The organism is Streptomyces sp. NPDC085944, from assembly GCF_040686295.1.
Classification (GTDB): Bacteria; Actinomycetota; Actinomycetes; order Streptomycetales; family Streptomycetaceae; genus Streptomyces; species Streptomyces salinarius.
Window position 1 is genome coordinate 354802 of sequence record NZ_JBFBJX010000004.1, and the last position, 12319, is coordinate 367120.

10 protein-coding genes, 1 pseudogene and 1 riboswitch are annotated in these 12319 nt (G+C 72.3%); of the genes and pseudogenes, 8 read left to right on the top strand and 3 right to left on the bottom strand.

Annotation, left to right across the window (positions count from 1 at the left end):
• Positions 1 to 18: 18 nt before the first annotated feature.
• The 4 genes from dxs (at position 19) to AB0P07_RS10240 (ending at position 4170) form a co-directional block, all read left to right on the top strand.
• On the top strand, positions 19 to 1989 hold the full coding sequence (gene dxs, locus AB0P07_RS10225) for a 1-deoxy-D-xylulose-5-phosphate synthase (protein WP_365547797.1): 1971 nt from the start codon (positions 19 to 21) through the stop codon (positions 1987 to 1989).
• A complete protein-coding gene (locus AB0P07_RS10230) occupies positions 1990 to 3375 on the top strand; it encodes an aspartate aminotransferase family protein (RefSeq protein WP_365547800.1) in 1386 nt (461 codons plus the stop codon).
• Positions 3376 to 3439: 64 nt separating this feature from the next.
• Positions 3440 to 4054 carry an XRE family transcriptional regulator gene (locus tag AB0P07_RS10235; RefSeq protein ID WP_365547803.1) on the top strand — a complete coding sequence of 205 codons (615 nt, stop codon included), beginning with the start codon at positions 3440 to 3442 and terminating at the stop codon, positions 4052 to 4054.
• Positions 4051 to 4170, top strand: coding sequence for a DUF6126 family protein (locus AB0P07_RS10240; RefSeq protein ID WP_007389118.1), 120 nt, complete (start codon positions 4051 to 4053; stop codon positions 4168 to 4170). Before AB0P07_RS10235 ends, AB0P07_RS10240 begins: the two co-directional genes overlap by 4 nt.
• Before the next feature lie 20 nt (positions 4171 to 4190).
• Here AB0P07_RS10240 and AB0P07_RS10245 read toward each other — a convergent pair whose 3' ends face one another.
• Positions 4191 to 4988, bottom strand: a complete 798-nt coding sequence (locus AB0P07_RS10245) for a tyrosine-protein phosphatase (protein ID WP_365547806.1) — start codon at positions 4986 to 4988, stop codon at positions 4191 to 4193.
• Between the two features lie 425 nt (positions 4989 to 5413).
• Positions 5414 to 5571, top strand: a riboswitch (cyclic di-AMP (ydaO/yuaA leader).
• Positions 5572 to 5575: 4 nt separating this feature from the next.
• Here AB0P07_RS10245 and AB0P07_RS10250 point away from each other — a divergent pair.
• A complete protein-coding gene (locus AB0P07_RS10250) occupies positions 5576 to 6523 on the top strand; it encodes a LysM peptidoglycan-binding domain-containing M23 family metallopeptidase (protein ID WP_365547809.1) in 948 nt (315 codons plus the stop codon).
• A gap of 219 nt (positions 6524 to 6742) precedes the next feature.
• On the top strand, positions 6743 to 7528 hold the full coding sequence (locus tag AB0P07_RS10255; RefSeq protein ID WP_365548150.1) for an SGNH/GDSL hydrolase family protein: 786 nt from the start codon (positions 6743 to 6745) through the stop codon (positions 7526 to 7528).
• A gap of 35 nt (positions 7529 to 7563) precedes the next feature.
• On the opposite strand, the gene AB0P07_RS10260 is transcribed toward AB0P07_RS10255, so the two are convergent.
• A complete protein-coding gene (locus AB0P07_RS10260) occupies positions 7564 to 8163 on the bottom strand; it encodes a TetR family transcriptional regulator C-terminal domain-containing protein (RefSeq protein WP_365548153.1) in 600 nt (199 codons plus the stop codon).
• Between the two features lie 174 nt (positions 8164 to 8337).
• Here AB0P07_RS10260 and AB0P07_RS10265 point away from each other — a divergent pair, with 174 nt between their 5' ends.
• Positions 8338 to 9531, top strand: coding sequence for an MBL fold metallo-hydrolase (locus AB0P07_RS10265; protein WP_365547812.1), 1194 nt, complete (start codon positions 8338 to 8340; stop codon positions 9529 to 9531).
• 356 nt (positions 9532 to 9887) lie between these two features.
• Here AB0P07_RS10265 and AB0P07_RS10270 read toward each other — a convergent pair.
• Positions 9888 to 10040, bottom strand: a pseudogene (locus AB0P07_RS10270) (hydroxylase); the annotation flags it as partial.
• A gap of 357 nt (positions 10041 to 10397) precedes the next feature.
• Here AB0P07_RS10270 and AB0P07_RS10275 point away from each other — a divergent pair.
• On the top strand, positions 10398 to 12257 hold the full coding sequence (locus AB0P07_RS10275) for an ATP-binding protein (protein WP_365547815.1): 1860 nt from the start codon (positions 10398 to 10400) through the stop codon (positions 12255 to 12257).
• Positions 12258 to 12319: the final 62 nt, after the last annotated feature.

The following is a 12319-nucleotide window of genomic DNA, read 5'->3' on the forward strand; positions in this document are numbered from 1 at the left end:
ACCGAAGGGGGCCCGAGCGTGACGATTCTGGAGAACATCCGGGGACCACGCGACCTGAAGGCGCTGTCCGAGGCGGAACTCGGTGAACTGTCCGACGAGATACGTGACTTCCTGGTGCACGCGGTCGCCCGCACCGGCGGTCACCTCGGACCCAACCTCGGCGTGGTGGAGCTCACCGTCGCCCTGCACCGGGTCTTCGAGTCGCCGGACGACCGCATCCTGTGGGACACCGGCCATCAGAGCTACGTGCACAAACTCCTGACCGGCCGTCAGGACTTCTCCAAGCTGCGCAGCAAGGGCGGCCTGTCCGGCTACCCCTCGCGTGAGGAGTCCGAGCACGACGTCATCGAGAACAGCCACGCCTCCACCGTCCTCGGTTGGGCCGACGGCCTCGCCAAGGCCCGCCAGGTGCAGGGGGAGCACGGCCACGTCGTCGCCGTCATCGGTGACGGCGCGCTCACCGGCGGCATGGCCTGGGAGGCGCTCAACAACATCGCGGCGGCCCGGGACCGGCCGCTGATCGTCGTCGTCAACGACAACGAACGCTCGTACGCCCCCACCATCGGCGGCCTCGCGAACCACCTCGCCACCCTGCGCACCACAGACAGCTACGAGCGCGCCCTGGCCTGGGGCAAGGACGTGCTCCAGCGCACCCCCGTGGTCGGCAACACCGTGTACGAGGCCCTGCACGGCGCCAAGAAGGGCTTCAAGGACGCCTTCGCCCCGCAGGGGCTCTTCGAGGACCTGGGGCTCAAGTACCTCGGCCCGATCGACGGCCACGACGTCCGCGCCGTCGAGTCGGCGCTGCGCCGTGCCAAGCGCTTCCACGGCCCGGTGCTGGTCCACTGCCTCACCGAGAAGGGCCGCGGCTACGAACCCGCCCTGCGCGACGATGAGGACCACTTCCACACCGTCGGTGTGATGGACCCGCTCACCTGCGAGCCGCTCAGCCCGGTCGGCGGGCCGTCCTGGACCTCGGTCTTCGGCGAGGAGATCGTCCGGATCGGCGAGGAGCGCGAGGACGTGGTCGCGATCACCGCGGCCATGCTGCACCCGGTCGGTCTGGCGCCCTTCGCCGCGCGCTTCCCCGACCGGGTCTGGGACGTCGGCATCGCCGAGCAGCACGCCGCCGTGTCCGCCGCCGGCCTCGCCACCGGCGGACTGCACCCGGTCGTCGCCGTGTACGCGACCTTCCTCAACCGTGCCTTCGACCAGCTCCTGATGGACGTGGCACTGCACCGCTGCGGGGTCACCTTCGTCCTGGACCGGGCCGGCGTCACCGGCGTCGACGGGGCCTCGCACAACGGCATGTGGGACATGTCCGTCCTCCAGGTCGTCCCCGGCCTGCGCATCGCCGCGCCGCGCGACGCCGACCAGCTGCGCGCCCAGCTGCGCGAGGCGGTCGCGGTGGACGACGCGCCGACGCTGCTGCGCTTCCCCAAGGAGTCCGTCGGTCCCGCCGTACCCGCCGTCGACCGGATCGGCGGCCTGGACGTCCTGCACGCCGCCGAGCGGCCCGAGGTGCTGCTCGTGGCCGTCGGCGTGATGGCGCCCGTCTGTCTCGGCGCCGCCGAACTCCTCGAGGCCCGCGGCATCGGCTGCACCGTCGTCGACCCCCGCTGGGTCAAGCCCGTCGACCCGGCGCTCGCGCCCCTCGCGGCCGAGCACCGCCTGGTGGCCGTCGTCGAGGACAACAGCCGCGCCGCCGGGGTCGGCTCCGCGGTGGCCCTGGCGCTCGGCGACGCCGAGGTCGACGTCCCCGTACGCCGATTCGGCATTCCCGAGCAGTTCCTCGCGCACGCCAAGCGCGCCGAGGTGCTCGCGGACATCGGCCTCACCCCGGTCGACGTCGCCGGCCGGATCGCCGCGAGCCTGGCCCTGGCCGAACCGGCCGGCGAACAGGCGGGGGAACCGGCGGTGGAACAGCCCGGCGACGGGCGGATGTCCGGCGACGGACGGATCGTCATGCCAGCGCAAGGAGAGAACTGAATGACCAAGGAGTTCGACCTCGCCGCGCTCTTGGCCGAGCGCGGCGCCGAGCGGTACGAGCTGCACGCCAGGTACCTCAACCACCAGCAGCCGCGCATGCTGCGCACCATCGGCTTCGACAAGGTCTACGAGCGGGCCGAGGGCGCACACTTCTGGGACGCGGACGGCAACGACTACCTGGACATGCTCGCCGGGTTCGCCGTCATGGGCCTGGGCCGCCACCACCCCGTCGTCCGCAAGGCGCTGCACGACGTCCTCGACGCCTCGCTCGCCGACCTGACCCGCTTCGACTGCCCGCCGCTGCCCGGCCTGCTGGCGGAGAAGCTGCTCTCCTACAGCCCCCACCTGGACCGCGTCTTCTTCGGCAACAGCGGCACCGAGGCCGTCGAGACCGCCCTGAAGTTCGCCCGGTACGCGACCGGCAGGCAGCGGATCCTGTACTGCTCCCACGCCTTCCACGGACTGACCACCGGCTCCCTCTCCGTCAACGGCGAGGACTCGTTCCGCAAGGGCTTCGCGCCGCTGCTGCCCGACACCGCCGTCCCGCTCGGCGACCTGGACGCCCTGGCCCGGGAGCTGAAGAAGGGCGACGTGGCCGCGCTGATCGTGGAGCCGGTCCAGGGCAAGGGCGTGCACGAGGCACCGCCCGGCTATCTGCGCGCCGCGCAGGACCTGCTGCACCGGCACAAGGCGCTGCTGATCGCCGACGAGGTGCAGACCGGGCTCGGCCGTACCGGGAAGTTCTACGCCTACCAGCACGACGACGGCGTCGAACCCGACCTGGTCTGCGTCGCCAAGGCGCTGTCCGGCGGATACGTGCCGGTGGGAGCGACCCTGGGCAAGGACTGGATCTTCCAGAAGGTCTACTCCTCGATGGACCGCGTGCAGGTCCACTCGGCCAGCTTCGGGTCCAACGCGCAGGCCATGGCCGCCGGCCTCGCCGTGCTGTCGGTGATGGAGAACGAGGAGATCGTCGCGAACGCCGCCGCGGTGGGGGACCGGCTGAAGTCCCGGCTGGCCGCACTGGTGGACCGTTACGAACTGCTCGCCGACGTCCGGGGCCGCGGACTGATGATCGGCATCGAGTTCGGCCGGCCCAGCTCCCTGAAACTGCGCAGCCGCTGGACGATGCTGCAGGCCGCGCGGAAGGGACTGTTCGCGCAGATGGTGGTCGTGCCGCTGCTGCAGCGGCACCGCATCCTGACCCAGGTGTCCGGCGACCACCTGGAGGTGATCAAGCTGATCCCGCCGCTGATCATCGACACCGACGACGCCGACCGGTTCGTCGACGCCTTCACGGAGGTGATGGAGGACGCGCACAATGGCGGTGGACTGATGTGGGACTTCGGGAAGACCCTGGTCAAGCAGGCGGTGGCCAACCGCTGACCGACTTTTTTGCCTGTGAGGCAAGAAATTTGCCTGCGGGGCAACACTCGGGCTGAATGGAGGCATGAGCTCCTCCGAGACCGGCCCCGCCGAGGGTGCGGTCGCCGCCGTCGCACCGCAGCTGCGCGAGCTGCGGCGGCGGGCCGCCCTCACCCTGGAGGCCGCGGCCCGCGCCGCAGGGCTGTCACCCGCCCACCTCTCCCGCCTGGAGACCGGGCAGCGCCAGCCCTCACTGCCGATGCTGCTCGCCCTCGCCCGCATCTACGGGACGACCGTCGCCGAGCTGCTGGGCGAGACCGCGGCCGACCGGGACGCTGTCGTGCGCGCCGCCGACATGGAGGCCACGAGCGCGGGCGGCTGGACGTATTACCAGGCCGGAGCGCCGGGCCGGGGCATGCAGGCCCTGCGCGTCGAGGTGCCGTACGGCTCCCAGGGCGACGTCGTGCGGGTGCACCCAGGAGAGGAGTGGCTCCACGTCCTCAGGGGCCGGCTGCGGCTGCGCCTCGGGGACACCGAGCACCGGCTCACCGCCGGGGACAGTGCCCACTTCGACTCCATGACCCCGCACCGGATCGCGGCGCAGGACCCCGACGGGGTCGAGCTGCTCTTCGTCCACACCCTGCTGCAGAGCCCGACGGCCGCGCTGTGCCTCGGCCCGACCCCTGGAGAGACGCCATGAGTGCCATCGAGGACAAGTTCCCGCGCGCCCTGTGGGTGCGCCTGGTCATCTACATCGCCCTGGGGCACGTCTTCGGCGGCTTCCTCTACCTGCTGTTCGAGGTGGGCGCCAAGTAGCCCGTCCGCGAGCGGGTGGCTCAGTCCACCATCCGCTCGCGCAGCCGCTCCCGGGTCCCGGCGCCGAGCCGCAGCCCTTTCTCCAGATAGGCGTCGACTCCGCCCCACGTCTCCTCGATCGTCTCGAAGGCCGCCGCCAGGTACTCGGCGCGCGCGTCGAACAGCGGGCTGAGCAGTTCCATGACCTCGGGGGAGTAGGCGGAGGCGGCGGTGCTGCTGCGGCGCACCTTGTAGCGGCGGTGCGCGGCGTTCGACTTCAGGTAGTCCTCGACGACGGCCTCGCGCTCGACACCCAGGGCGAGCAGGGTGACCGCGATCGACAGGCCCGCGCGGTCCTTGCCGGCCGCGCAGTGCATCAGCGCCGGGACGCTGTCCTCGGCGAGCGCGTGCAGGATCCGGGAGTGCTCCGAGGTGCGCTCCGTGACCATCGCACGGTAGGAGGCGACCATGCGCCGGGCGCCCTTGCCGTCGCCGAGGATCCCGTGCAGCTGGTCGAGATCTCCGTCCCGGACCATCTTCCAGAACTCGGCGCCGTCGGCCGGATCGCTCAGCGGCAGGTTCACATTGCGCACGCCCGGCAGCTCGACGTCCGCGCCGTCGAGCTTCTGGTCGGCCGCGTTGCGGAAGTCGAAGATCGTGTGCAGGCCCAGCGAGGCGAGGAACGCGGCATCCTCCCCGGTGGCATGAGCCAGGTGGCCGCTGCGGAACAGCACCCCCTGCCGTACCCGCCGGCCGTCCACGGTCGGCAGTCCGCCCACGTCCCGGAAGTTGCGCACACCGGTCAGCTCGGGTTCGGTCGACGGGACCTGCTGCGTCACGGGGGCTCCTCCCACTCCGCCCCGCCGCCGCTGCTCGCCGGCGGGCGCCATTCGACGATACGGCATGGCCGGTGCGCGAAGGCCGTTCAGGCAGGGGTATTGCGGGCCGGAAAGGGCCTTCTGTCCGAATTGGATGATTGGTTATAACTGGGCCTGAAATGGCGGCAGGTGGGTGAGGGGCGCGTGAGCAGCGTCATATCCGTGACCGAGCGTTGCCCGTCATGTTCACGTAATCCGGCCCGTTCTCAAGGGAATTCAGGGAAAGCGGTGCGAGGGAAATCGACGCAGGGTTACCGGGATTTCCCGTAATGGATCAATAGAAACAGCTGTCGCCGGAACCTCTCGCTTGTCCCTGTGCGTCTTGGTCCCTTACGTTCACCACCGATCCGGACGGACGCCTAATCCTGCCGCCGACCGGAGCCCGCACTCATCCACCACCCGTACACGGCAGGAGCGGGGGACCCACAGGTAGAACTGCCTGTTCCGGTTCCCGGAACGGCTTGGGGTAAAGCCGCGCTTCGGCGCGGCCGGGCATCTCCAGCCCGCACCCGACAGCTCACCTCGCAGGCGCCGGAGAGGAATTCGCCATGCCCGCGAAGGGTAAGCACCGCCGTACCAGGGCCATGCGCCTGACCCGCACCATCGCCGTCGCCGGAACCGGTGGCGCCGCGCTCGCGCTCCCGCTGATGGGTGCCGCCTCCGCCAACGCCGCCCCCGCGCACTCCGTTTCCGAGCAGGCCGTGCAGTCCGTTCCGGCGTCGGCCAAGAAGGCCGCCGCGAACGGCTCCGACAAGAACGCGGAATCCCGCACATACACCGTGAAGAGCGGTGACTACCTTTCGAAGATCGCCGACGAGCAGCACGTCGACGGCGGCTGGAAGAAGCTCTACGCGGACAACCGCGAGGCCGTCGGCTCCGACCCGTCGCTGATCCACCCGGGTCTCGAGCTCTCGATCGCCGGCCAGGCCGCCAAGTCCTCGGCGCCGTCCTCCGCGCAGTCGCAGAAGCCCGCCGAGAAGCAGAAGCCCGCCGAGAAGCCGGCCCAGAAGTCGACGGACACCACGAAGACCGCTGCCACCGAGTCCTCGGCGTCCTCGGACTCCGGCACCCAGTCCGCGGGCACCACCAGCGGTTACACCTCCCCCGTCGCGGGCGGCACCGTCGGCACCCCGTACCACCAGTCCGGCAGCATGTGGTCCAGCGGCTACCACACGGGTACCGACTTCGTCGTTCCGACCGGCACCTCGCTGAAGGCCGTCGGCGCGGGCACCGTCGTCTCCGCCGGCTGGGGCGGCGCTTACGGCAACCAGGTCGTCATCAAGCTCGACGAGGGCCACTACGCCCAGTACGCCCACCTCTCCTCGCTCTCCGTCTCCGCCGGTCAGACCGTGACGACGGGACAGCAGGTCGGCCTCTCCGGCGCCACCGGCAACGTGACCGGCCCGCACCTGCACTTCGAGATCCGCACCACGCCGGACTACGGCTCGGACATCGACCCGCTCGCGTTCCTGCGCTCGCACGGCGTCTCCGTCTGACGACCGGCTCCGCGCGGCCTCCGCACCCCGAAGGCCGGACCCCGATCCCCGGGTCCGGCCTTCGGCGTGTCCGGACCTCGGCGTATTCCGGAATTGACGAACACTTTAGGCGTGGCCTTTCTCACCGACCGTCAACCCCTGCCTACGGTCGCGTAGGTCACATTCCAAGGTGAATCATGGGCCGACGTGGCAGACGATTCGAAGAGTGACAGCAGAGCAGTGATCGGGTCGTACGTGGCGGTGGGGGACAGCTTCACCGAGGGCGTCGGCGACCCCGGCCCCGGCGGGGCGTTCGTCGGCTGGGCCGACCGGCTGGCCGTACTGCTCGCGGACCGGCGCCCCGAGGGAGACTTCACGTACACGAACCTCGCCGTGCGCGGCAGGCTCCTCGACCAGATCGTGGCGGAACAGGTCCCCGGGGTCGTCGCCCTCGCGCCGGACCTGGTGTCCTTCGCGGCGGGCGGCAACGACATCATCCGGCCCGGCACCGACCCCGACGAGGTCGCCGAGCGGTTCGAACTGGCGGTGGCCGCGCTGACCGCCGCGGCCGGCACCGTCCTGGTGACCACCGGGTTCGACACCCGCGGGGTGCCCGTCCTCAAGCACCTGCGGGGCAAGATCGCCACGTACAACGGGCACGTGCGCGCCATCGCCGACCGCTACGGCTGCCCGGTGCTCGACCTGTGGTCGCTCCGCAGCGTCCAGGACCGCAGGGCGTGGGACGCCGACCGGCTGCACCTGTCGCCGGAGGGCCACACCCGCGTGGCGCTGCGCGCCGGACAGGCCCTCGGCCTGCGCGTCCCGGCCGACCCCGACCAGCCCTGGCCGCCCCTGCCGCCCCGCGGCACGCTCGACGTGCGGCGCGACGACGTGCACTGGGCGCGCGAGTACCTGGTCCCGTGGATCGGGCGCCGGCTGCGCGGCGAGTCGTCGGGCGACCACGTGACGGCCAAGGGAACGCTGTCGCCGGACGACATCAAGACGCGGATCGCCTCGGTGGCCTGAGGCGGACCGGGCGGCCGGGCCCCGTGCGACAGCCCCTAACGTCGTGCGGACACCAGGGCCGCCCGCTCCAGGCCCAGTTCCCGGGCCAGCGCCTCGTCCACCCACTCCTGCGCCCGGGCCCGCGAGACCGTGCCCGCGTACGACGTGAGCTGCACCGCCAGCCCGTCGAGCAACGCCGTCAGACGCAGGGCGGCGGTCTCCGGGTCGGGGCAGGAGAACTCGCCGCCGGCCGCGCCCTCGGCGATGACCTCGGCGAGCGCCGCCTTCCACTGCCGGTCCAGCTCGCGCGTGACCTCCCGCAGCGCGGGCTCGCGCGGCGCCGCCGCCCAGCCCTCGATCCACAGCCGCCAGCCCTTGGCGTGACCGGTCGGCGCATACCACCGCACGGCCGCCCGCAGGCGGCGCAGCGCCGTCGTACGACGGGTGAGCAGCTTGTGCAGATGGGCGAGATCGGCCTCGGCGGCGTGCGTGAACGCGGCGGCCACCAGCCGTTCCTTGGTGGAGAAGTGATAGAGCACCAGAGCGTTGCTGACACCGAGCGCGGCGGCCACGTCGGCGATCCTCAGCGCCGCCACGCCCCGCGCCGATATCTGCTCGACGGCAGCGCGCAGCAACTCCTCGCGGCGCTCCGCCACGCTCAACCGGACTCTCCCCACGCACGTCACCCTATACAGGCCCCCGACGTGCCGTGAGGCCCTTGCGGTTCGCCGCGGACCGGGAACACGGATGTGGCGTCCGTCGTTCGAGGTGTCGTAGGACGAGACGAAGACGAACAAGACGAGAGCCTGACCGCTCCACCTGGAGGTACCGTGCCCGCTTTCCGTTCCCCGCATCCCGGGTTCAGCGTGCCGCGGCCCGCGGCCTTCGGCGCGGACCCGGGTGGCGAGCGGATGGCGCGCATCCGCAGATCCCCGCACTTCCGCGACGGCGTCTTCCAGAACCCCGGCGGCCCCGCCCGGACCCGGCCGTCCGGTTCGGCCACCGAGTTCGCCAAGATCTACTTCGACAAGCAGGCGCGGCTGGGCCGGTCCCCGCGGGGCTCTGTCCCGGTGCACGCCACCACCCTGGCCGACATCGCCAGGCCGCCCGCCACCGGACTCCGGCTGACCTGGATGGGCCACTCCAGCGTGCTCGCCGAGATCGACGGGCAGCGCGTGCTCTTCGACCCCGTGTGGGGGGAGCGCTGCTCCCCGGTCCCCTTCGCCGGCCCCAAGCGCCTGCACCCGGTCCCGCTGCCGCTGGCCGCCCTCGGCCCCGTCGACGTCGTCGTCATCTCCCACGACCACTACGACCATCTGGACATGCCGACCATCAAGGCGCTGGCCCGCACGGACACCGTGTTCGCCGTGCCGCTGGGCGTCGGCGCACACCTCGAACACTGGGGCGTTTCCCCCGGCCGGCTGCGCGAGCTGGACTGGCACGAGTCGACGCGCGTCGGCGGCCTCACCCTCACCGCCACCCCGGCCCGGCACTTCTGCGGGCGCGGGCTGCGCAACACCCAGCACACCCTCTGGGCGTCCTGGGTCGTCGCCGGTCAGGAGCACCGCGTCTACCACAGCGGCGACACCGGCTACTTCGACGGATTCCATGACATCGGCGCCGCGCACGGCCCGTTCGACGCCACGATGATCCAGCTCGGGGCGTACGCCGAGTTCTGGCCGGACATCCACATGACCCCCGAGGAGGGCGTCCGCGCCCACCTCGACCTCCAGGGCGGCCGGCCGCACGGCACCCTGCTGCCGATCCACTGGGGCACGTTCAACCTGGCGCCGCACGCGTGGGCGGAGCCGGGGGAGTGGACGAGGGACGTGGCCGGGGAGGCGGGTCAGGCGGTGGCGTTCCCGAGGCCTGGGGAGCCGTTCGAGCCGGCGGGGGAGTTGCCGGGGGAGCCGTGGTGGCGGGCGGTGTCGCAGCCGATCGCGCATCCGTGGCGTCGTCCCCGGGCCGCCGAGGGCGTGGCCGGGACGAGCAGGGGGGATCTGGATCTCGCGGGAGAGCGGTGACGTTGTCGGCAACGACCCGGGGGAGATGATCCGGATGCTGGAGCGTCTTGCTGGTCACGAACGGGATCCGGAAACCACCACCGTCGCCGCGTGACGTTCGCTGCCGCCGCGCAACCGGAACGCCCGCCGCCCCGACACGCCCGACCCCATGTGCCACGCGTCTGCCGAGGACCTCGGCAGCCTTGGTCATCGGCCCGCCTGCGTCACCGGTGTCGAGTGTTCCCGTTGGTTCGAACAGCAGGATGGCGGTCTCCTCGTCCGCCACGGGGCAGTGCTCGACCCCGCGGGGAACCACGAACAACTCGCCGGGCTCCAGCACCACATCGGCGTCCCTGAGCTGGATCCTGAGGCGCCCCGGCGGTCAGGGCCAGGCGCAGGGAGCCGTCGGCGTCCCGGTACGGCTCTCTGCGCGTCGGCGGTGACGGGGTACGGGCCGAGGGCGGTGGCGGTGTCCTTGCCCTTGGAGGGCCGAGGCCGACCTTCGTCTCCGCGCCCTGCAGGTCGCGCGCGCCCGCGTCGGTGGCCACATCCGGCTGCGCGAGACCGTCGCCCGCGTCGGCAGACGCATGACCGACGAGCCCGAAGGGGGAGGGGCCGGCCCCCGGTGAGCACGAGTTCGGGAAAGGTCCTTGCCCCGATCACCGAGAGTGAACGTTTTCGATCGGGAGAGACCGTTCTCGACCCCTCCGGAACGACTGCTTCACCGGCTTATCGGTCTTTCGTACGAGGCCTCATACCAGAGCGGGACGTTGTCCGGGGGACTTTGGCAACTGCCCACCGCACATGAGGGTAGGGCGACTACTGTCAGTGTCCGTCGGGCGACGTAGGGCCGACCAACCAGTACACGGACCAGTACGAGGACACCGATGTCTCACCTCCGCGCACCGGCCGCGCGCGCAGACCGCCGCGAGGGCGGGCGGCACGGCCGGCCGGCCCCGCGCACCACCGCCGCACCGACCGAGACCCACATACGGCCCCAACTCCTGCGGCTCGCCGTCCTGCCGCCGGTGGCGGTCGCCCTCAGCGCCTGCGCGGTGGTCCTGTTCACCGTCCGGTCCACCGGCGCGCGGCCCGGACCCGTCCTGTGGGGCGTACTCGCGGGGGCGGTCTCGGTGACCGCCGCGGCCGTCGTCATCGCCGCGGTCGCCGCCGACCGCGCCGCGCGGACCGTGCGCGACCGCGTCGGCGCCCTGCGCCGCAGCACCGCGCGCCAGGAGGGCGACCTGCGCGCCGTCGTGGAGGCGTTGCGCCGCGGCGAGGCCCCGGCCCCGCGCACACCGCGCGGCGCACCGCCGGTCGACGCCGACGACTTCGAACTGCTCGCCGCCGATCTCACCCGCGCCCACGACGGCGCCGTCACCGCCGTCGTCCGCGCCGCCCAGCTCTCCAGCCAGGCGGGCAGCGAACAGAAGCTGGAGGTCTTCGTCAACCTCGCCCGGCGCCTGCAGTCCCTGGTGCACCGGGAGATCTCCATCCTGGACGAGCTGGAGAACGAGATCGAGGACCCCGATCTCCTCAAGGGCCTCTTCCACGTCGACCACCTCGCCACCCGCATCCGCCGCCACGCCGAGAACCTCGCCGTGCTCGGCGGCGCCGTCTCCCGCCGCCAGTGGAGCAACCCGGTCGACATGACCGAGGTGCTGCGCTCGGCCATCGCCGAGGTCGAGCAGTACTCCCGGGTCCGGCTGGTCCCGCCGGTCGACGGCACCCTGCGCGGTCACGCCGTCGCCGACGTCATCCACCTGCTGGCCGAACTCGTCGAGAACGCCACCCTGTTCTCCGCCCCGCAGACCCAGGTGCTGATGCGTGCCACCCTCGTCACCTCGGGTCTCGCCGTCGAGGTCGAGGACCGCGGACTCGGCATGCCCGTCGGCGAACAGGACCGGATGAACGCCCTGCTCGCCGACCCCGACCAGGTCAACGTCGCCCGGCTGCTGGCGGACGGCCGCATCGGGCTGTTCGTCGTCTCCCAGCTCGCCAAGCGGCACGGGATCACCGTCCGGCTGCAGACCAACATCTACGGCGGTGTGCAGGCCGTACTCGTCGTGCCTCAGGCGCTCTTGGGCGCGGAGCCCGGAGCGCTGCCCGGCGGTGCGGCCCGGCCGGCGCAGGCCGTCGGTGCCGAGCCGGTGCCCGTGACGCCGCCCCGGCAGCAGTTGCGGGCCGTGCCTCCCACGGCGCCGCAGGCCCCGGTCCCGTCCACCATGCCGCACGTACCGGCGCCGGGCCTGCCGAACCTCGACGCACCCGCTCCGACACCCGCGATCCCGGCTCCCGCCGCACCCCCGCCCGCCCCTGCTGCCGAGGTACCGGAGGCACCCGGTCCGGTCGAGGTGCACCGGGCCGACGGCGCACCCGTGCCGCTGCCCGTGCGCGGCACGCACCGCAACCGGCCCACCCCGGCCGCCGCCGTGCCCGGTGTGCGGCCCGACGACCGGGGCGTCCTCGCCGAACACGCGGCCACCCCGCCCGTCCCGCGGCAGAGCGCCGTGCGCGGCACCATGGGCAAGCCCCAACTGCCGCGCCGCCGCGCCCAGGAACACATCGCACCGCAACTGCGCGGCGGTCCCGCGCCCCGTCAGGAACCCGAGCAGTACACCGGGCACGACCCGGGCCTGATGGCGGCCTTCCAGCGCGGCATCGGCCTCGCCGAGGCCCAGCAGCACGCCGAACCGGCGGCGCCCCCGACCCCGACCCACGGCGACCCGGGCGTGCCGGCCGAATGACCGACCGTACGACCCGGGTCCCGTCCCCCTCCGCCCCCACGACCACCCCCACCCCCACCTCC